18 protein-coding genes and 2 pseudogenes are annotated in these 21,492 nt (G+C 42.3%); 15 read left to right on the forward strand and 5 right to left on the reverse strand.

The window, feature by feature from the left end:
- Positions 1–164: 164 nt before the first annotated feature.
- The 4 genes and pseudogenes from FZC78_RS18680 to FZC78_RS23840 all read left to right on the forward strand — a co-directional run bounded on the left by FZC78_RS18680 (position 165) and on the right by FZC78_RS23840 (position 2,564).
- Positions 165–710: a GNAT family N-acetyltransferase gene (locus FZC78_RS18680; RefSeq protein WP_187445003.1), complete on the forward strand. Its 546-nt coding sequence runs from the start codon at positions 165–167 to the stop codon at positions 708–710.
- A gap of 50 nt (positions 711–760) precedes the next feature.
- A pseudogene (locus tag FZC78_RS24905) lies at positions 761–1,398 on the forward strand (MBL fold metallo-hydrolase).
- Between the two features lie 16 nt (positions 1,399–1,414).
- On the forward strand, positions 1,415–1,987 hold the full coding sequence (locus FZC78_RS18690; protein ID WP_187445004.1) for a TetR/AcrR family transcriptional regulator: 573 nt from the start codon (positions 1,415–1,417) through the stop codon (positions 1,985–1,987).
- Positions 1,988–2,312: 325 nt separating this feature from the next.
- Positions 2,313–2,564 carry a hypothetical protein gene (locus FZC78_RS23840; RefSeq protein WP_187445005.1) on the forward strand — a complete coding sequence of 84 codons (252 nt, stop codon included), beginning with the start codon at positions 2,313–2,315 and terminating at the stop codon, positions 2,562–2,564.
- Positions 2,565–2,999: 435 nt separating this feature from the next.
- On the opposite strand, the gene FZC78_RS18700 is transcribed toward FZC78_RS23840, so the two are convergent.
- Complete coding sequence (locus tag FZC78_RS18700) at positions 3,000–3,728, reverse strand: YqcI/YcgG family protein (RefSeq protein WP_148941595.1); 729 nt, start codon at positions 3,726–3,728, stop codon at positions 3,000–3,002.
- A 192-nt stretch (positions 3,729–3,920) separates the two neighbouring features.
- Here FZC78_RS18700 and FZC78_RS18705 point away from each other — a divergent pair, with 192 nt between their 5' ends.
- From FZC78_RS18705 to FZC78_RS18725, 5 genes are all read left to right on the forward strand, one after another.
- On the forward strand, positions 3,921–4,694 hold the full coding sequence (locus FZC78_RS18705) for a general stress protein (protein ID WP_148941596.1): 774 nt from the start codon (positions 3,921–3,923) through the stop codon (positions 4,692–4,694).
- 240 nt (positions 4,695–4,934) lie between these two features.
- Entirely contained in the window at positions 4,935–5,939 is a 1,005-nt protein-coding gene (locus tag FZC78_RS18710; protein ID WP_148941597.1) for a YsnF/AvaK domain-containing protein, read from the forward strand.
- Positions 5,940–6,262: 323 nt separating this feature from the next.
- Positions 6,263–7,567, forward strand: a complete 1,305-nt coding sequence (locus FZC78_RS18715; protein ID WP_148941598.1) for a globin-coupled sensor protein — start codon at positions 6,263–6,265, stop codon at positions 7,565–7,567.
- Between the two features lie 223 nt (positions 7,568–7,790).
- A complete protein-coding gene (locus FZC78_RS18720) occupies positions 7,791–9,245 on the forward strand; it encodes an alanine/glycine:cation symporter family protein (RefSeq protein ID WP_148941599.1) in 1,455 nt (484 codons plus the stop codon).
- 731 nt (positions 9,246–9,976) lie between these two features.
- Positions 9,977–11,311, forward strand: coding sequence for a sensor histidine kinase (locus tag FZC78_RS18725; protein ID WP_148941600.1), 1,335 nt, complete (start codon positions 9,977–9,979; stop codon positions 11,309–11,311).
- A 253-nt stretch (positions 11,312–11,564) separates the two neighbouring features.
- Here FZC78_RS18725 and FZC78_RS18730 read toward each other — a convergent pair whose 3' ends face one another.
- Both FZC78_RS18730 and FZC78_RS18735 read right to left on the reverse strand, forming a co-directional pair.
- Entirely contained in the window at positions 11,565–12,428 is an 864-nt protein-coding gene (locus FZC78_RS18730) for a DMT family transporter (protein WP_148941601.1), read from the reverse strand.
- 112 nt (positions 12,429–12,540) lie between these two features.
- Positions 12,541–13,158 (reverse strand): YczE/YyaS/YitT family protein, encoded by a 618-nt coding sequence (locus FZC78_RS18735; protein WP_148941602.1) that lies wholly within the window; start codon positions 13,156–13,158, stop codon positions 12,541–12,543.
- A 200-nt stretch (positions 13,159–13,358) separates the two neighbouring features.
- Here FZC78_RS18735 and FZC78_RS18740 point away from each other — a divergent pair, with 200 nt between their 5' ends.
- On the forward strand, positions 13,359–14,555 hold the full coding sequence (locus tag FZC78_RS18740; RefSeq protein ID WP_148941603.1) for a class I SAM-dependent rRNA methyltransferase: 1,197 nt from the start codon (positions 13,359–13,361) through the stop codon (positions 14,553–14,555).
- A gap of 131 nt (positions 14,556–14,686) precedes the next feature.
- Positions 14,687–16,964, forward strand: a pseudogene (locus FZC78_RS18745) (ATP-dependent DNA helicase).
- A 717-nt stretch (positions 16,965–17,681) separates the two neighbouring features.
- On the opposite strand, the gene FZC78_RS18750 reads toward FZC78_RS18745, so the two are convergent.
- On the reverse strand, positions 17,682–18,116 hold the full coding sequence (locus FZC78_RS18750; RefSeq protein WP_148941604.1) for a ferritin-like domain-containing protein: 435 nt from the start codon (positions 18,114–18,116) through the stop codon (positions 17,682–17,684).
- A gap of 178 nt (positions 18,117–18,294) precedes the next feature.
- Here FZC78_RS18750 and FZC78_RS23845 point away from each other — a divergent pair, with 178 nt between their 5' ends.
- Positions 18,295–18,453, forward strand: a complete 159-nt coding sequence (locus FZC78_RS23845; protein WP_187445006.1) for a hypothetical protein — start codon at positions 18,295–18,297, stop codon at positions 18,451–18,453.
- Between the two features lie 59 nt (positions 18,454–18,512).
- Positions 18,513–18,761: a YkuS family protein gene (locus FZC78_RS18755; RefSeq protein WP_148941605.1), complete on the forward strand. Its 249-nt coding sequence runs from the start codon at positions 18,513–18,515 to the stop codon at positions 18,759–18,761.
- A gap of 107 nt (positions 18,762–18,868) precedes the next feature.
- Here FZC78_RS18755 and FZC78_RS18760 read toward each other — a convergent pair whose 3' ends face one another.
- Positions 18,869–19,828: a S8 family peptidase gene (locus tag FZC78_RS18760; protein ID WP_148941606.1), complete on the reverse strand. Its 960-nt coding sequence runs from the start codon at positions 19,826–19,828 to the stop codon at positions 18,869–18,871.
- Between the two features lie 353 nt (positions 19,829–20,181).
- Between FZC78_RS18760 and FZC78_RS18765 the strand changes: the two genes are divergently transcribed.
- Both FZC78_RS18765 and FZC78_RS18770 read left to right on the forward strand, forming a co-directional pair.
- Complete coding sequence (locus tag FZC78_RS18765) at positions 20,182–20,694, forward strand: 2'-5' RNA ligase family protein (RefSeq protein WP_148941607.1); 513 nt, start codon at positions 20,182–20,184, stop codon at positions 20,692–20,694.
- Between the two features lie 73 nt (positions 20,695–20,767).
- Entirely contained in the window at positions 20,768–21,487 is a 720-nt protein-coding gene (locus FZC78_RS18770; protein ID WP_148941608.1) for a YebC/PmpR family DNA-binding transcriptional regulator, read from the forward strand.
- Positions 21,488–21,492 lie beyond the last annotated feature (5 nt).

A 21,492-nucleotide genomic window follows, 5' to 3' on the forward strand; every position in this document is an offset into this window, starting at 1 on the left:
AGTCACGACCCGGAATTTGTCGAACAAGTTTCTGTAGCAACTTAGGGTGTTCTTGGTAGTTCAATAGCTCGAAAACCCCTCACTTCCGCCTGGGAAAAAAACTGCCCCGGCTATTCACAGGAGCTCAGTGATTTATTCAAAACACAATGAGGAGTGTGCTCATCATGGTATTGACAGGTGAAAGAATCTATTTGAGGACATTTGAAGAGAGTGATGCAGAGATCTTGTATAAACTCATTACACGGAATAAATCCTTTTGGGGCGAAACGGAACCCGATTGGCAGGAGGGTTACTATACATTTGAAGGCCAGCTCCAGAACATCCGCTACTTCCAAACAGGGATGGGGCAGGGTCAGTTTTTTACATTTGGAATTTTTACAAAGAGAAAACACAACCTTATAGGAATTATCAATCTTTATGAAGTAAAACGGGGTCCCTTTCAATCAGGAGTGATCGGGTATTGTCTTGATAAAAACTTCAATGGGAGAGGGCTGGGTACAGAAAGCCTGAGACTCATTCTGCCTTTCGCCTTCATCACCTTGGAGCTCAATAGATTATCCGCTGAGGTTATGCCGAGGAACTATCCTTCAATCAGGGTGCTCGAGAAGGCAGGCTTTCAGAAGGAGGGCTTCAGGAGGGATAATATTTTGATCAAGGGTGCATGGGAAAGTCATCTTCAGTTTGCGCTGCTGAAAAAAGATTGGGCTTAGAACTTGATGAAAAGAAGTGCAATAACTAATGGCATTAGTTAATATAAAACATTTATGGCCGATTTTTTCCAGTGAACTGCTACATGGTCGAAGAAGAGTACAGTTTAACATTTATTGATTCAGCTCTGCCGCATTGTGCCAATTCCATTGTGATGACAGCCCGCTAGATTGGACTTTCATATTGGGGCACTCATAAAAATGAAGGCGATCAATCCGAATATAGAGTTATGGATCCGAAGCGGGAAGAACGGATGATGAGGGGGGACAGGAGCCTGGAACCAGATGAATCACAAACTCCTATTAAAGGCGGCCTCCCAAAAAAATTGAACATAAAAGCGGATATTTTAATGAAAGAAGGAGATCGAATCGGTTCTTTTATTGCTCTTGAAACCCCGGAGCATACGCCAGGATTCATTTCCTTTTTGGATAGCTGGGATCAGCAGGTAATTGTGGAGGATGCCTTTCAAACTAGAGGGCGCACAGCGGTTTCCGGGCACATGGTGCTCTCTTTCCCATTCCCTGCCATGGCGACCTGGTGCAAGGAACGGCGCTGGCCAGCGCTGAATAAATCAAAAGCCATAATCCTTCCCTGCTGGCTGCAGGACATGGTAAAATGCTTGAAAACCCAGCGGAGGAAATTAACAAGGCAGTAATGTCTGCAAGTAAAAAATTGAGAATGAACAAGTAAGGAAGGACGGGATTTGATGTCACCAAGAATGGGACTGACTAAAGATAAAATAATGGAGACAGCAGCAAATATGGCAGATAGTGATGGAATAGGATCTGTGACAATTGCCAATCTGGCGAAAAAGCTGAAGATCCAACCCCCTTCTTTATACAATCATATACAAGGCTTGAATGAACTTAAAACGGTTATGGCGATCTATGGATTAAATCAGCTTCATGACGAAATGAAGGAGGCCTTAGGAGGTAAGGAAGGAGATAAGGCTGTCCATGCATTAGGGGATTCCTATCTGGCTTTCTCAAGGAGCCATCCTGGGTTATATGAAGCGGCCCTGCTTGCTCCAGAACCAGGAAATACGGATGTACAAGCAGCAGGGAACCGCATAGTAGAATTGGCACTAGGAACACTCCATTACCTGGAGATTTCGGAGCAGGATGCCCTGCATGCTGTCCGGGGATTAAGAAGCGTTTTTCATGGCTTTGCATCTTTAGAGAACAAAGGCGGATTTGAAATGGATTTGAGCATAAATGAGAGTTTTCAGAGGATGATCGATGTATTCCTGAAAGGGATAAAAACCGGAGGAAAGCAGTGAGAGTCTTTTATTCATCAGCGGAACTGAGCGAAGAAGATTGACAAAAAGAACGTCAAGGAAGATTCCGCGGGAACTTTCTTGACGTTCTTTTTATCTTATTGATTTTTTTTTGCTAATAAAGATATGGTGAAATCCGTACATCAAAACTGATTTTGTCAGAAAAAGCGTTAACAGCTGCCACTGTTTCATTCGCACAAGTCTCCAAACGCCAAGCTTCTTGAACCAGCTGTAAAAAGGATAAACAAAAAAGGTATCTACAGCCAGGTTAAGAAGAAAAAACCTGGAAAATCTTCCGTATGTAAGTTTAAGAATAAAGATACTTCCGGTGAAAAAAGGGCCTATTGCAAAGGGAACCATTCCCCTAAGGTTTCTTGAAAGGTTGGGGTATATTACCCACCATTTCAGCTTTTCTGCAATGAAATCTTCGATTACAAGCAATAAACTCATAAACATGGCTGCTGGAAAAAATCTTTTAATGGAGCGCCATCCTGCAAACGGAAGCATTGTCCAGGAAAATGCCATTAAGAGTAATATCAAAATTCGCGACAGCTTCATCATTCAGCCTCCTTTCACTTAATTTGGCTTTTAAGTGAGAGAATATACATGGAGTGGCTGTTTCGAATGGCTATCTAAAAGGCTCTTTTCGTAAATTTTGCTGCTGTTTGATACTAATTCCGAAAAAATAACTCTATTAAGAGGGGGGGAACTGGTAACACCGAAAAGAAAAGAGCTGCTCTCCCACAATAAGAGATAAAACTCTTAGTATCCGGGGATATCCGAAAGCAACAATATATGCGAAAACAGCCATCTAAAAAGATAGTATGGATAGTACTGTCGGGGATCCCCAAAAAAAGCAGTAATCAGGCTGCTTTTTTTGGAAGAAATAGTTTTCAAATATGCTCTTTTCTGCTTCAGTCTTTTGTAATCAGCAGGAACCGGGAATAGAAAAGCCTGGAGAGAATAAAAGGATAAACAAACTTTTATTTCCCCCAGGCTGTATATAGTTATTTAATCATTTATGATGAAACGGGCATTTTCCTTTAATGGGTTCTACGTCATCTCCGATAAAATACTGCTTCCATTCACGATGTTCAGGATCTCCGTAGTGGCTGATGTTGGGATGCTTCGGAAGGTTATCCCATTTTTCGACCCTCTCCCTGACTTTCTCGCGTGACATGACTCCCCCTTTAGATGTTCCTTCAAGCCCTTCGAATATCCTTCTTGGCTGAAAGCCCAGAACGAGGGAATTACCGAGGTCACGTGTTTTTCTCTGTTTATAGGCAGGTGTATTACCAAAAACAAAGTAAGGTTCCTCCGCAAAAGAGAAAGCCCAAAGGTGGTGGTCAGGGTCTTGCGGATAATCTTCAGGCCATGGCTTTTCGTCATTGTGGTGCAGGAATTGAAGAATATTCCAGAAATATTCGCGGTAATAAGGAATATCCTTTTCCTCTTTTTCAGGTTCCACGAATAAAAACAGGCCGTGTCGTATAAGCTTCGGACTATTGAATAAAGAATTGAACTGCTCCAGTGTTTGAGGCAGTGTGGACCAGTCCTCATGAGTTATGTAAGAATACCTCAATTCCCCTTTTTTTTCGCCTGCCATTCCGAAATAGCATGGAAATGTTTTGTCTGTGACAGTATCCCTGAAGGTTTTATACTCTTCAATCAGCCATTGAGGCACTTTTTCAGGATTTAGCATATCTTCCTTTGTCAGCAAGCGGTGTTGAATTGCAGTCGTCATAGTATCTCCTCTTTTTCATAAAATGTTTTTCCGTTCCTTTACCCTTACTCTGAACAATCAAAACTTTAAACTGTTCAGAATGTGGAGGAATCTGGGAAATGTAGATTGGTTTAGCCTTTTTTTTATGAGGGTAAATCTCTTGTGTAGACAAAATTAAAGCTGAGGCAGCATCCAGCTTTCAAGGAGGAAGAAATGATGGAAAAAAGTATAGTTGGTGCATATGATTCCACTGAAGAAGTAATGGATGTAATTAATAGTCTGACAAAAGACGGATACACTGAGGATGACATCCTCGTCATTTCAAATAGAAGAGACATTCAATCACTGGATCATACAGCCGGACTTCATGTAGAACACCCGTCTGGAAATCATGAAGAGTCCCGCAGTATGTGGGAAAAAATAAAAGATTCCTTCAGAGTAAGTGAACAAGATGATAATGAAAATCGCGATCTTTCTCAATATAATATTCCACTTAATCAAGTGGGAACCTACCGGAGTAAACTCCACGATGGAAAAATCCTTGTGGCCGTTTCCGCCAAAGATAAATATGCTTTGAGCAATGGCGGTGAAGTGGTTGATTCCGGATCAACTATCGAACCTGTTTCCAGAGAAGAGAAAGACTTGAAAGACGATGATGTAAGGAACGTAAATCATACTAGGAACCATACTTCGGCAGAGAACTTCCGCAGTTCGCCTACAGCAGGCAAAAGTATTGGCAACCATGGTGCAGAACCTGAAGACCTCCGTTCAGGAAATGTGGATACAACAGAAGATACCATTGGCGGAAATGTCGGCAACACACTTGGAGGAAAACTAGAATCCTCCCAGAGGAATTCTACTGGACAAGAGGGTCTGGATGACAGCCCTGCAGACCAGACTGAAAAAGAACACCGTGATGAAAAAAATACAGAAAATCTAGATCAGAAAGAACGATACAAAGCAAATGATTATCGAGGAGATTTTTAATATAGTAAAAACCCGCTGCCCGCAACGGGTTTTTTATTTGTTTCAAACGCTTTAGTGCTTTAAAGCGCGAAGAGAGACTGTCCCGTTTAATGCTTTAAAGAGTCGAAGAAGTAACACAAAGGAATTTAAACATGTAATTTATAGCACAAATGGTTAAAGTTACAGCAATACAATGGGTTTTTACCAAAACCTAACGGGTAATTCCTTATATGTAAGATCAAAAAATTGAAGGAGGTTATTATGATGGAAAAACATATTATTGGAGCATATGATTCGACTAATGAAGCAGCAGCAGTAGTGGACCAGCTGTCAAGAAAAGGCTATTCTCCGGAAGAAATCCTGGTTGTTTCTAATAGAGATCGTCTCGGTTCTTTAGAAAATAAGACAGGACTTCAGGTAGAACAGAGTGAATCGGCACAGCACGACCAGTCTATGTGGGATAAAGTCAAAGAAGCTTTTACAATGGATGAAGAGACTTCTTCCAATAACCGCCTTTCCCAATATGATCTCTCGGAAACAGATACAAGACGATACGAATCGGACTTAAATGACGGAAAAATACTTATTGCAGTTGAAGCAAATTCTGCGACTGGTTTGGATGAATTCAGGACAGTCCCAGGAAACCCTGGAACTGAAAGTAATCAGTTTACCTCTTCAACGACTAATACCGCCGATCAAGAAGAATCCATGGAACTTCGTGAAGAGCGCCTAAGTGTAGATAAAGAGGAAGTCAAAACTGGTGAAATTACCATCGGAAAAGATGTAGTCGAAGAAGAAAGAAGTGTGGATGTACCAGTAAGGCATGAGGAAGTATATGTGGAGAAAAGACATTTAGCGGATGGTGAAACAAGGACAGCTGCGGACCTTGGAGATGAAGAGGAAATAAGGATACCGGTTGTGGAAGAAAAAGTAGAGGTCAAGAAAAAGCCTGTTGTAACGGATGAGGTTGTCATCGGTAAACGTACTACAGAAGAAACCGAGCATATCCATGATACTGTGAAAAAAGAAGAAGTACACTTAGATAAAGAGGGTTCTTCCCGCATTCAGGGAGAAGAGAGACTGAACCAAAAAAGTAATAATGAACCACTTAACAGAACTTCTAACGATGATCCCTTCGTGACTGGTCAGGAAGGAATAACAGACACGGATGGAATCGGTTCCGAAAAAGAAAGAAGAGATCGCAAGAACATCGAAAATTTAAATGATAATAGGTTTAGAGGGAATGACTATCGAGGCGATATGTAACTTAACTAAAACAGTGCTGCCTAAGTAATCCCGGCAGCAAGACCATCCAAGCATGTGCACGCTTATTAATGATAAGTGTGCACATGCTTTTTAAGTTGGACAAAAAAGGAAATCGAGTAAGAGGGGAGCATCAGTAACAGATCCGCTAAGATGTATATCAATAACGTTTAAGGTTCAATCTTTACAAAAAAAGCCTATCTCAAAAGTAAAATACTTTTTATACTACTCTAGTAATCTATTGCAATTCAATCTGTTGTTGTACATAATAGGTATATAATAGTAGTACAAAAGTTATACAAATAAAACACAGAGGTGAAACAACAATGTTGTTTGTTAAGCGCAAAGCAAAGGTTGTTCAATTTCAGCCAGAAATGAAGTTTCCGGATTCATCAGATAAAATTTCCACTCCTTATGACCACTTGTCAGAACGCCTCGCATACATGGGATTTTCCAAAAACCATTTAACCATTTTACAAGAGTTGAGTCCTGCCATTACTCCGCTGCTGGATGACCTTCTTAATAAAGTGCTGGATCAATTGTTCGAAGTGCCGGCGCTTGCAGGAATTGTGAAAGCATCATCCAATAGAGACAGGCTGCGCGCAGTATTCATCCGCTACTTTGAAAGTTTGCTAAGCGGAAGGCTTGATGAAGAATTTTTTGAAATGAGGAAAAGAATCGGAAGAACGCATAATGGCGCAGGACTTCCGGTTGAGTGGTTCATCAGCACTTATTCCGCAATAAATACCTTGTTGATTCCTCAGCTGGTATCGCATCTTCAAACAATGCCGGATAGGCTTTCGGAAGCATTGCTGGCTGTAACCCACGTGACCAACCTTGATTCCCAGCTTGTGGTGGAGAATTACATAAACTCCAGAATAACAGAGTTGAATGAGCTGAATGAATATAACCGCATGCTCCAAACTGAGCTTACCGGCATCAGTCAGGAAGTGGCAGCCTCCGTTCAGCAGACAGAAGCTTCCATGGCTGTAACCACCGGAAAAGCTGAGCAGATTTTAAAAGAGACAGAGCAAACCGAAAAAAGCAGCAAGAACTTATTAAACTTAACCGATTTAAATGAAACTCAGATGACGGAACTAATTGCAGCCTTCGAAAAAGTTGCAAATGATGTAAAGCATTCTCTTGAAGGAATCTCCCTGTTAAAAGATATATCAGGATCCATTACTGAAATGACAAAGGGAATTGAAGCCATCGCGGATCAAACCAACCTCCTTGCACTGAATGCTTCAATTGAAGCGGCACGGGCTGGTGAAGGCGGGAAAGGATTTGCCGTTGTAGCAACAGAGGTACGAAAACTTGCGGAAAGCTCCAAGGAGTTGAGCAGCCGCATCAATGCGCTTATTGGCCAAAGCAACAAACAGGTAAGTAATCTGGACAGCCGGATGAGTTCCATGAGTCAATCTGCTCAAGATTCACAATCGAAAGTCCAGCATGTAAAAGGCGGTCTTATCACTGTCAAAATGGAGATGGAGCAATACATACATATGTTTCAGCGAAACAAGGCAGATTTGGACAGCATTGTTCAGTCTATCAAAGAAATAAACCTTACAACTGAAGCACTTGCACATCTATCCAATACGCTGCTGGAAAAAGCAGAGGCTGGGCGGTAATTAAGTAAAAGTGAAAGCAGGCAGAATGTGTCCTGCTTTTTTTGTGCCTTTTACTCATTTATTGGCAGCAACATACAGACAGAAAGAAAGTTTCCTTATCCCCATATAAGCCTGCAAGTGGATGCCAAAATCAAAATTATGAAAAAAAAGATTGTCTAAATCTCCAGTTATGAAATATAATTCGAATAGAAACAAAATTCTGAAAGTTAAAGGAGGAGTATTCTTGGAGGCGTTTGTAGGTTGGCTTAATGGGGTGTTGTGGAGTTCGCCTGTCATTTATTTAATTTTGGCAATAGGACTTGTATTTTCAATTATGACTCGTTTTCTTCAGGTTAGGCACATCAAGGATATGTTTAAACTGATGTTCCAAGGCAAGAGTTCAGATGCAGGGGTTTCATCCTTCCAAGCTTTGGCGCTGTCATTATCAGGGCGTGTAGGGACAGGGAATATCGCCGGTACAGCAACGGCCATCGCGTTTGGAGGACCGGGAGCGGTTTTCTGGATGTGGACCATCGCTTTTATAGGAGCAAGTTCAGCATTTATTGAATCAACTCTTGCTCAAATTTATAAAGTAAAGCAAGACGGACAATACCGCGGGGGGCCAGCCTACTATATCGAAAAAGGAATGGGCTGGAGATGGTATGGAGTCATCTTCGCAGCTGCATCGATTTTAGCAATGGCATTGCTGATGCCTGGGATTCAATCCAATTCAATCGCTTTGGGACTGGAAAACGCATTCGGACTTAATAAATGGATCACTGCCATAGGTCTTGTCATTCTTCTTGGTGTCATCATTTTTGGCGGCGTAAAACGTATAGCAAAGGTTGCCCAATATGCGGTACCTTTCATGGCAATAGGATATATTTTCTTATCTCTGATCATCGTGGTCATGAATATCACGGAACTGCCTGCTGTATTTGCTCTTATTTTCAAAAGTGCTTTTGCTCTGGATTCTGCATTTGGCGGAATCGTCGGTATGGCAATTGCATGGGGAGTAAAGCGCGGAATCTACTCCAACGAAGCTGGACAGGGAACTGGACCGCATGCTGCTGCGGCAGCTGAAGTATCTCATCCTGCCAAGCAGGGATTGGTACAGTCCGCTTCGGTTTATATTGATACCCTGCTTGTCTGTTCAGCAACTGCATTCATGATCCTTTTTACAGGAATGTACAATGTTGAAAAAGAAGATGGAACAATGCTCGTCAACAACCTTAACGGAGTCGAAGCTGGTCCTGGTTATACACAGGCTGCCATTGAAAGTGTACTCCCGGGGTTCGGCGCAGGATTTGTTGCTGTCGCACTATTCTTCTTCGCTTTCACAACGATCATGGCCTATTATTATATCGCTGAAACAAACGTAGCTTACATTTTAAAAGGAAAAAATAATAAATGGGCTATCCCTGCGTTGAAAATTGTCCTTCTCGGTGCGACGATGTATGGCGCAGTGAAAACAGCTGCACTTGCATGGGCATTGGGTGATGTAGGTCTTGGCATTATGGTATGGCTGAACATGGTTGCGATTGTCCTCCTTTATAAGCCTGCACTGAAAGCATTGAAAGACTATGAAGAGCAGAAAAAGCAAGGAATTGATCCGGTGTTTGATCCGGTTAAATTGGGTATTAAAAATGCTGACTTCTGGGAAAATGAAGCAAAACCAGATCAAGAAAAAGTTTCTTGATAAAGAGGAGAACCTCCGAATATTCGGAGGTTTTTTGTTTTTATGGCTGCTGTCAGGGGGCCGCAGGTATATCAATGGATTTTTGTCCGCTGGCCGGTTAATTTAATATATGGTTCATTATTTACTAAATTAGGGCAGGTCACTCGCCCATAATTTTTGTTTGCGGCCCAATATCCCTTAAGCCAGGCCGTCTCATTGGCCCGTAAAGAAGGTTTGCGGCCCAATATCCCTTAAGCCAGGCCGTCTCATTGGCCCGTAAAGAAGGTTTGCGGCCCAATATCCCTTAAGCCAGGCCGTCTCATTGGCCCGTAAAGAAGGTTTGCGGTCCAATATCTCTCAAGCCAGGCCATCTCACTGGCCCGTAAAGAAGGTTTGCGGCCCAATATCTCTCAAGCCAGGCTGTCTCACTTGCCCGTAAAGAAGGTTTGCGGCCCAATATCTCTCAAGCCAGGCCATCTCACTGGCCCGTAAAGAAGGTTTGCGGCCCAATATCTCTCAAGCCAGGCCGTCTCAATGGCCATTAAGGTTTTGAGAAAGAGCATCTTTATGGATTTATGCATACGATTCCACAGCAGCGGACATTTATTTCGTCAGGCCTACCAGTATCCTGCGGAGGGCCTGTTAATTAGATATGCTTATACCCTAATCCAACAAAATATTAGTACTTTTGCAGGGGATTTCCAGAACTTGTCGTATTCTTACAATATACTACAAGAGATGAGGAAAATCTGATGCTTGCTGAAAAGCTGTTATTGCACGTTTTTGTCATATTGGCTCCTATTTTGGTGTACACCTCCTTTTTTGAAAACCGGCGCATTGGACAGTCACCATATTTTATAGGAATGATGTATGGGGTTTCAGCTGTATTGTGTCTTACTGTTTCATACTACAGCTACGGTCTATATTGGGACCTCCGCTATGTTCCTCTGGTTCTTTCTGTTTTATATGGAGGTCCTGTCGCAGGGGTCATCACCTTTATTTCGATTATTGGAGCCAGGACTTTTATGAGCGGCGATGCTCTGTTGTTTGGCTATATCAGTGCCAGCCTTGCTGCATCCGTTCCGTTTTTATTTGTAAAGCGGTTTTGGAGGTATCAGGCTAGGAAAAGAATTATAACAGCTATCTGGCTGGGGATTTGGCCATCATTTATTATGTTTTCAATCTTGATTTCCTGGCTGATTTTTTCCAAGAATCCTGTCAATGACCTTCGGGAGTTAATGGTATATGTCCTTCTATTTGGCGTAATCCAGATTGTAGGCATCGGTTTTGCTTCTATGCTTCACGAAGCTGTAATTGAAAGGCGCATGATGAGGAAGGAAATGCAGCGTGCTGAAAAGCTGAATACCCTTGGAGAGCTGGCTGCTTCCATAGCCCATGAAGTAAAGAACCCCCTTACTGTTGTAAAAGGGTTTCTACAGCTGATGAAAAGCCAGGAAAAAAAGAATGATAATTACCAATATCTCAGCCTGGTGTTGAGTGAGCTCGCCCGGGCTGAGGCGATTATTAATGATTACTTGAATTTTGCCAAACCGCAGTTTGAAAAAATTGAAAGGCTGGAACTTTCTTCAATCATGTCTGATGTCATTGCCCTTCTTCAACCCTTGGCGATTAAACAGGGAGTTGAATTGGACAGCCAACTGAAAGAAGAAGTATATCTACACACAGACCGCAACCAATTCAAGCAGGCTCTTGTCAACATCATTAAAAATGCCATAGAAGCTACCGCACTTGGGGGAAGAATCAATGTTATCCTATCATCTGATGACCAGGATGTGAGGCTTACTGTAAAAGACAACGGAAAAGGAATGACCAAAGAGCAGCTCAGCCGGATCGGCACCTTGTTTTATACGACTAAAGACAAAGGAACAGGATTGGGGACGATGGTATCGCTGAGGATCGTCGAGGCGATGGAGGGGAAAATCACCTATAAAAGCGAGCTTGGCAAAGGGACAGAAGTCAGAGTTGCCTTGCCATTGAACAGACAGTTTCAAGGAAAGGGAAACATGCACCTCCAAAAAAATGCAAATAAGGAGCAGGGCACCGGGGAATTAAAATCATTTAAATAGAATGGGCTGCCTTCCTATTTAGAATGGGGAAAATTTGATTTGCGGGAGCTTTGAACAGAACAGAGAGAGCAGCTCTTTCCTGGTTGCTTATCAAGATATTTCGAGCGAGTTATGACGGTGGTTTTTGAATAACTTTCAACCCTTCCAAACTGCAAAAAGGAGCGCGGAATCAATCTATTCCGCGCTCCTTTTTTACTTTAAGCACTGAGAGGGACAGTCCCTTTTAGTGCTGTAATGTATTGAAGTCTCTTCTTCAGGCTCCTGCTTTGTCACCTTCTTTATTTTTCATGAACATATAGAAGGAGGCACTGAAAATGATGATATATCCAACAATGCTCAGGATGTCCGGGATTTGGCCGAATAAAACAATGCTGATCAGTGCTGAATACACGACGGTTGAATAGAAGAAAATCGAGATTTCCTTTGCCGGAGCATACTTGTAGGCAATCGTGATCCCAAACTGGCCTAAAGTCGCAAAGATACCGGCAAGAATCAAATAAACCAATTGCCGCGTTTCCATTGGTTCATACCACATGATGACAAATGGAAGCAGAACGACAGTAGAAAAGAAGGAAAAATAGAAAACCACTGTATAGAATTTTTCTTTTTGCCCCAATACTCTGAGAACGGTATAGGCTCCAGCGGCAAAAACGGCTGACAAAATACCTGCCAAGTATGGAATCGTATCCACAGAAAATTCAGGTTTGATAATTAGCAGTGTTCCAAGAAATGCGATAATAATGGCGATAATTTGAAATCTGCGGGCTGTCTCTTTCAGGAAAATGGCTGAGAAGATAATCGTCAGAAACGGACTTAATTTATTGAGCATGTCTGCATCCGATAAGACGAGTTCATCAATCGCATAAAAGAAAAAAACTATGCCAAGCGTACCCAGTGCTGAACGAAGAAGAAGGAATTTCTGATTCTCTCTTTTGCCAAACAGCCTTTCCTTATAGTAGATGACAAACCCGAAGGATATGATGGCAGAAATCAAGTTTCTGAACAGGGTTTTCTGGACGGTGGGCAAGTCTCCTGAAAGCTTCACAAATGCTGCCATCATGGCAAAGCCAAATGAAGAAACCAGCAGGAGCAGGATTCCCTTATTTCTATTTGTCATGTTGTCCTCCCAAACGGTAGATTCGTTACTTCTTGAAAGTGTTAAAAAAGAAACTGCCAGGATGGCAGTTTCGATACGTAGTTATTTTCCAAAAACCACTATAACAAATGAGCTACTTAAAAGAAAGCTTCTGGCTCCAGGCTTTAAGCAGGCCTTCAAACTTAGGGAAGAAAAACTGGACGATGAATCCAAGGGAAAGAGTTACGATGACAGTGCCTATCCCCACTGCGCCTCCAAACGCCACAGCAAGAGCAAGGGCCAATCCTTCGCTGATCAGCCGAGAGCTGCGCAGGCTTAATCCAAACCTTTCAGAAATGGCGACCATGACGGTGTCCATCGGGCTGGAGGGGAACTTTGCCTGCAAATACACTGCAATCCCGACACCAAGTGCGAGAATTCCAATCACAAGTGCAGCTGTTTGCACACCAAGGTGGTCAGGAGCAAAGTTTTTCAAACCGATCAAGAGCCAAAAATCGATCATCAATCCAATAATGAAAATGGAAAGAGCAGCAAGCAGTTCAGGCTTCCGTTTTAGCAGAAATGCATTGATAAAAATAAGGATGATACCATTGATGAAGACACAGGTACCGACCGTTATCCCGAAAGTAGTTGATTCCCCGACGGCCAGCGCATCCCAGGATGAGGCCCCTAAATTGGCTTTGATAATCAACGCAACCCCCAAGGTGAGTATCATTAACCCCACAAAGAAAAAGACCGTTCGTTCTCTCATAGATAACTTCCTTTATAAAATATTTTTACGTAACCATAAAAAATGCGATAATAAATAAGAAATGTACATTACCGCTTTAAAGTGAAAAGAGGGAAAATCTTATCAGTGCTTTACCGCGATGAGGCGCCATAAAGAGTATACTTGTCCCTCTCTGTGAAATATATGTAGTAACGCCTAAATTATACAAAGGATAGGATGAAATCATGAAAGAAATCATATTGACCGTGAATCCCAAATTCGAAGATAAATTTAAAAAAGGCTTCCCTCTTATCAGCGGCGATGCGCTTGCATCTGCAGCAGGACTCCAAGAAGAAGGGAGCATCATCAAGCTGGTAGACAGGCGCAAGCAATTTATCGCCAGAGGTTATTACGGCAAACAGAATAAAGGGCTGGGGTGGATTTTGAGCTGGAAGGAGCAAGAGCGGATCGACCAGGGCTTTTTTGAAAGAAAGCTGAACAACGCGATCAGCCAAAGGCTTGAATTTTACCAAAGTGACGAAACGAATGCCTTTCGTGTATTTAACGGAGAAGGTGATGGTATAGGTGGACTGACCATCGACTACTTTAACGGCTATTATCTGATCAACTGGTATAGTGAAGGCATTTATCAATTCAAAAATGATATCATTCTTTCGCTGAAGCAGCTTGTTGATAGTAAAGGCATCTATCAGAAGAAGCGGTTTGCCCAAAGCGGAAAGTATATAGATGATGATGATTTTGTCACAGGTGAGCGAGCAGAATTTCCTCTTATAGTGAAAGAAAATGAAGCTAGCTTTGCCGTATATTTAAACGATGGAGCCATGGTGGGCGTTTTCCTGGATCAGCGGGATGTAAGGAAACTGATTCGGGACAAGTATGCGGAAGGAAAAACGGTTCTCAACACCTTTTCTTATACAGGCGCATTTTCCGTCTTTGCTGCCCTCGGCGGAGCGGTGAAGACAACCAGTGTTGACCTGGCAAACAGGAGCGAAGCCAAGACCATCGAGCAGTTCAGCATAAACGGAATTGACTACGAGGAGCAGGACATCATTGTTATGGATGTCTTTAACTACTTCAAGTATGCCGTGAAAAAACAGCTTAAATTCAATATGGTCATCCTCGATCCGCCGAGCTTTGCGCGTTCGAAAAAGCATACTTTTTCAGCAGCAAAGGATTACACCGATCTGCTGAAACAGACCATAGCCATTACGGAGAAAAATGGAATCATCGTTGCCTCTACAAATGCAAGCATCTTTGATATGAAAAGATTCAAAAGCTTTATTGACAAAGCGTTTAAAGAATCAGGAAGTGCCTATAAATTGATGGAGGAATTCTCCCTTCCTGAAGATTTTCGTACTATCAGCCAGTTCAAACAGGGAGATTACCTGAAAGTAGTATTCATTCAAAAGATTAAGTAATGAACATACGTTATGAACGAATACGGTCTAAAAGCCGCTGTGGGTCTTACGATTCCGCCATTAGCCCTGCAACAATACCCTTTGTTTAAAATTTGACAAGGCATCAGTGAAGTGAAGAGGAGGAACCAGGCTTGAAGGAAGTGAGAGTTTCTGTAAGGAATCTAGTTGAGTATGTTTATAAGAGCGGCAGCATCGATCAGAAATTCCACACCACCTCCTCGATGACTGAAGGAACTCGTCTTCATAAGAAAATCCAGAAAAACTACAAAGAGGGAGACCGGGCAGAGGAGTTTTTGAGCACTGTTCTCCCGTTTGATGATTTGTCCTTTATAGTGGAAGGCAGATGTGACGGACTCATTTTTGAAGAAGAAGACGTAATCATTGAAGAAATAAAATCGACCCGGTCCAGTTTGGGTGATCTGGCAGAAGATTCATATCCGGTTCACTGGGCGCAGGGGAAGTTTTATGCGTATATCTATGCCAAGGATCATAATCTTCAAGAAATTTCGGTCAAGCTTACATACATCCACGTGGAAACAGAGGAAATGATTCATTACCTGCAGCGCTTTACGCTGAACCAGCTTGAGGACTTTGCGTCAAAGACAATTGAAGTTTACTATCCTTTCGCTGAACTGCTGACCACCCACAAGGAGAAAAGGAATGAATCGGCAGCCGCGCTTCCGTTCCCATTCCCTGAATATAGAAAAGGGCAGCGCCATCTTGCAGGAGCTGTCTATAAGACCATAAAGGAAAAGAAAACCCTATTTGCCAACGCGCCGACTGGTACAGGAAAGACCATCTCTACGATCTTTCCAAGCGTAAAGGTATTGGCGGAAGAATCTATAGACAAAATCTATTATTTAACGGCAAAAACGATAACGAGAACAACGGCAGAAGAAGCTTTTGAAATGCTTGAGCAAAAAGGATTGGCGGCCAAAACGCTTACTATTACAGCCAAAGATAAGGCGTGTTTAAAGGAAGAGGGCCTCTGCCAAAGCGGCTCCTGCCCATTTGCTGAAGGCTATTACGACAAAATCAATGAAGCAGTAATGGATATAATCAGGAATGAAACAAGGATGACCAGGCAGATCATAGAGCAATATGGAAGAAAGCACAGAGTCTGTCCCTTCGAATTTTCCATTGATCTTTCCTATATAGCGGATGCTGTCATATGTGACTACAACTATATCTTTGACCCGCGGGTCTCCTTGAAAAGATTATCTGATTCACAGAAAAAACGGACGGTCCTCCTAACAGACGAAGCCCATAATCTTGTAGACAGGGGAAGGGCGATGTTTTCAGCCGAGCTGGAGAAGTCTTCATTCTTAGAGCTTAAACGCAGTTATAAGGAAAAGAACAAAGAATTATATGCGGTCAGCCATGAAATCAATCGTTTTTTTATCAGTTTGAGAAAGCAGTATGAGGAAACAGGAATGGAAGTTTATAAAGAAGCTTTTCCAGAGCTTTTGGAACTGCTTGAGAGATTCATAGGAAGTGCTGAAACAGAGCTGGCGGGACAGAGCGGGGAGAGCACCTTGCTCGAGACCTACTTTGCAGCACATAATTTCATTAAGATTTCCTCCTTATATAATGAGAATTATGTTACCTATATTGATAGTGGCAAAAGAGAGACGATAATCAGGCTTTTCTGTCTGAATCCATCTGAACTTCTAAGCCGCACAAGCAAAAGCTTCTCTTCAGCCGTATTTTTTTCAGCCACCTTGTCGCCCTTTCAGTACTATTTCGAGCTGCTGGGCGGAGAACATGAGGACTATCGCTTCAAGATTCCTTCTCCATTTCCAAAGGAAAATTCCCAAGTTTTCCTGAAGCCGTTGTCAACAAGATACAGGGACAGGGAAAGGAGCATCCAGCCCTTAGTTTCCCTCCCACAGGAATTAATGAAGCAGCGTCCCGGGAACTATTTGTATTTCTTTCCGTCCTACCGCTATATGAATGAGGTGTATGAAGCTTTTATGAAAAGTGATCCTGATGCTGATGTGCTTATCCAATCAGCTGGTATGACAGAAGATGAGCGGGAAGCATTCTTGCAAGCTTTTCATGCTGATAGAGAATCTCCTCTCATTGGATTTGCTGTTCTTGGAGGCATTTTTTCAGAAGGTATTGATTTGAAGGGAGACCGGCTCAATGGTGTGATCGTTGTTGGAGTAGGGCTTCCTCAACTGGGGCCGGAGAGAGAGATTATTAAGGATCATTTCAAATAAGCTCCGTAAAAATGGATACGACTATTCTTATATCCTTCCCGGCATGAACAAGGTTCTTCAGGCTGGAGGCAGGCTGATTCGAACAGAGGAAGACACAGGTGTGATCGTGCTTGTTGATGACCGGTATTTGACCCCAAAATACCAGGGGCTGCTTCCGGAAGAATGGTTGGATTTTACAGTGTTATAAAAATGTCCTTTGGCTCCGTATTAACACATAAATTCAGTTAATCACGAAAAAAGCTTTCCCCCAATCGGGAGGGCACTGAAAATCTACCGAGTTTTATAGTCTACTTGCTTTAACCTAAGATAAAGTCAATACAATCCTTCCTTAAAGAGGAAGGATTGTATTGACTTTTTTCTTGCTCTCTACCCTGTATCAGCGTTAGAATCCTTTTGTATTTTTTATTTGCCTGCCACCGCTGGAAAGATAGAAGGGTGCTACCGGTGGTGCTTAACTATGTAGTTCAGTGTTTTGGATACTAAATAGAGGAAAGAGATTCCCTTATTTCTTACAAAACTCTAAGAAAAGCTAAAATAGGGGAATAAAATTCCCTTAATTAGCTTAATACGCTAGAAAAATTGTGCTTTTTATCATATAAGGGAAAAAAGTTTCTCTATTTTCCCCGTAATAACCTTGAAATTGCCGATAAGGGAAAAAAGTTCCCTTATTTACGGCTGAGTACCCAATTAAGGGAATGACTGGACGATTTTCTCTCTAAAGCCCATTACATTATTCACCCAACCAAGCGGAGTGGGCCTCCTCAACAAAAAACCAGCACTCTTTCATAAAACTTTTATGAAAAAGGCAGAATCGCTCTTGGAAGTGAGCGATTCTGCCTTTAAACTAATTGTTGGACTTTTTCAGTGGCCTCCAAATCGGAGAAAGCTTTTTTCTATCCGTTATTTATTGAAAAGCAGGATCCATCAGCATGCGGTCAAGCTCTTCCATGTGGTGTGTTTCATCAGAGATAAGATCATCCAATTTAACAACCAGCTCAGTTAACCCTAATGCTTCTGCCTGTTCTTTACGCACTTTGTAGCGGTCAATCGTTTCTTTCTCTGCTTGGCGTGCTGCCTGCAGCATTTCCTTCACATTATCGGTCTGCTTAACAGGAGCCGGAGTTGTTGTTGGAGTACCGCCTAGTGTTTTGATTTTTTCTGCCAAGTATAGAGCGTGGCCTTGTTCATCGCCGACTTCTCCTTCAAAGAAAGGCTTAAGGACTGCGCGGTGCAGACCTGATACGACTGCCGCATAGTTGGTGTACATAATCTGTGCTGTATATTCATTTGCTAAATCTTCATTTAATCCTTCAATTAATTCTTGTAAGTTTTGTTCCATCTCAAAAATCATCCTCCATTTAATTGCTGATATTTTATTAATACCCCTTTAATTCGAGATTAAACTAGCTCTTTACAGAGGCGCAGCTTATAAATCTAGATGATATGGCAAAGACTATGGTCGAATATCAGAGCTGCAGCTTTGCGGTTCAGAAATGAAGAAAGTGGAGGGAATCAAAATGAGTAAACAAGGTAAGATGAATCCAGACCAAACCTCAGAACAACTGGCTAAACAGCAAGGGAAGAATGATGTCGAATTCAGTACTGATGATTTTCAGGCGGGCAACAGCCAGAGCCAGAGCCAAAAGAAGAGCGGCAGACAAAAAAACAAAAAATAAAATGAATACCATTGCCTTTGATGGAAAATCCTATGAGTATACTAAGGAGGTGTGGAAACATGTCAAGAAGAATTGGAGTAGAAGAATCTCTTCAAAATGTTGTACAAGCACTTCGTGAAAAAGGTCATGATGTTGTGGAATTGAAGCAGGAGACTGATGCACAAGGCTGTGACTGCTGTGTCCTGACTGGACTGGATTCCAATGTAATGGGGATCGCAAACGTGGTCACTCAGGGTTCTGTTATTGAAGCAAACGGTTTAAGCGCTGATGAGGTTTGTCAGCAGGTAGAAAGTAAATTACAATACTAATTCAGATAAAAAAGCGAACTCAAAGGCGGAGCTTACATAACCCTTGATTTCGCTTTTTTTATATGACTTCATTTCAGATGTAAAAATTGTTCCGCTCCACAACCTGGTCACACCGATAAAGACAACTGATTCTGCTGCAAATATTCCTCCAGCAAGTCCGGTGCGGTAAGGTACAGGAGACCATTCCCTTCTAATGCTTTCGGATAACCAAGCGGGATGGTCCGTTTAACAAGCTGAGCGTAAATCTCACATTCCGAAAGCTTTCTGTCAAAACTGGCTTCCTCGAGTAATTTTACCAATGCCAATGCCCCTGAAACATGAGGCGCTGACATTGAGGTACCGCTGAATTCGGCAAATTTGCCGCCGGGTATTGTAGAAAGTATCTTTTCTCCAGGTGCCACGAGATCGACTTCATTATTGGAGTTGGTGAAGTAAGATGAATTTCGTTCAAAGTCGATGGCCCCTACTGAAATGACTTCATTGTAACAAGCTGGAAAGGAAAGTTCATCGGTTTCTGCATTCTCATCTCCTTCGTTGCCCGCAGCGCAGACAACAGAGATGTTAGCCGCCACCGCCTGCTTAATCACGTCATGAAGAGGACCGTAGTCAGAGGGACCGCCAAGAGACATGGAAATAATGTCTACCCCTTGGTCAATGGCATACTGAATTCCATCCACGATCCAATCGTATCTCCCGCTGCCTTGTTCTCCCGCCAATACTTTAATAATCAGCAGACTGGCCTCCGGGGCAACCCCCACTACTCCAGATCCATTTTCGTTTGCTGCTATTGTTCCGGCTACATGTGTACCATGTCCGTTGTAGTCTGTTACGTTCTCTTCATTGCCATCATCATCATTCGTGAAGTTGCGGGTACCCACAACCCGTCCCTGCAGATCCTCGTGATCTATGTCACAACCTGTGTCCAAAACAGCGACCGTAACACCTTTTCCTTTAACTGATTTCCACAGCTTCGGGGCTTGTACCAGGTCGACTCCTGCAGGCATTTCTGATGCAGTTTCCATGATTTCTTCTTTGACATAAGGAATTAATCTTACCGAACTCTTCATAAGCATTCCTCCTGAAAATCAAGTTAAAAACTGAACTTTCAGAAAATATACCACAAATAGGATCATTTTGGAAGAGTGAAAAGTAATAGTTCGATAGTAGAGTTTGACATTCAATGATCATTATCATTGTAAATAATTTTAAATAAATCAGGTCAGTTGAGGTGTTATTTTCCTTGAAGCTGCTAGACGAACGACGTTAATTTTCTCCAGCTGCTGGAACTAGACGGCCAGCTTATCCCCAGGAAATCGTCCACCTCCCGCTCCCATCAAAAGAAATAATCTTATATAATGTAACTTGCAAATAATTTTAATGAGCATGATTGTATAGATTGACTAAACCCGGAGGAGATTCTATGATTGAAAGATCGATCACTATATTTCCAGAGTTTGAAAATGGCAGGCTTATTGATGAGCTGCGGTCGAAGTATGACCCTCTTTATCAATTGATTCCTCCTCATATTACTCTTGTCTTCCCATTCACCAGTGACCTGACTGCAGAACAACTGCATGCCCATATTGAGAGTGTGCTTTTGCACGAAAAACTCTTCTCCATAAAATTGCAGGGAGTGACTGGGGAGGGGAGTGAGTATCTTTTCTTAAATGTAAAAAAGGGAAATGACGAGATCATCAGACTCCATGATCTCCTTTACACGGGTAGGTTGAGAGAATTCCTGTTCCGCGAACTGACTTATGTTCCCCACCTAACAGTAGGACGATTTAATGACACGGGTGATTTTAAAGCTGCCTTAAACGAAACAGCACAATTTACTGAAGAGTTTACGACCACTGTTAACCATATTGTTGTGGAGAAGATTGAAGAGAGCGGCCTGTCCCAGCCTGAGTTTTACGTTGATCTCAGGAATTAATCTCGAAACATCTCAGCTAATTGCGTTATAATAGAAAGGAAGTCTAGTAACAATTTGAAAGAGAGTGGAAACTATGGGTCGTAAGTGGAATAATATCAAAGAAAAGAAAGCTTCAAAAGATGCAAATACGAGTCGTATCTATTCTAAATTTGCCAAGGAAATCTATGTTGTCGCCAAGCAGGGAGAGCCGGATCCGGAAGCCAATCAGCCTTTGAAGTTCGTTCTTGAGCGCGCCAAAACATATAATGTACCAAGAAATATCATTGACCGCGCACTGGAAAAAGCAAAAGGCGGCACTGAAGAGAACTTTGATCAGCTCCGCTATGAGGGGTTTGGTCCAAACGGATCGATGATCATAGTTGATGCTTTAACAAACAACGTAAATAGGACGGCTTCTGAAGTCCGTGCTGCTTTTGGTAAAAATGGCGGCAATATGGGTGTGAGCGGATCTGTTGCTTATATGTTCGATGCAACGGCTGTTGTGGGAATGGAAGGGAAAAGTGCCGAAGAAGCTCTGGAAATCCTGATGGACGCCGACGTTGATGCCAGAGATATCATTGAAGAAGATGAAGCGGTCATCATCTATGCGGAACCTGATCAATTCCATGCGGTTCAACAAGCTTTCAGAGATGCTGGGGTAACGGATTTCACTGTGGCAGAACTAACGATGCTTGCGCAGAATGATATCAGCCTTCCAGAAGACACTCAAGCTGATTTTGAAAAATTAATTGATGCAATTGAAGACTTGGAAGATGTTCAGCAGGTCTACCATAATGTAGATTTGGGAGAATGATCTTC

The organism is Rossellomorea vietnamensis, assembly GCF_008180415.1.
Classification (GTDB): domain Bacteria; phylum Bacillota; class Bacilli; order Bacillales; family Bacillaceae_B; genus Rossellomorea; species Rossellomorea vietnamensis_C.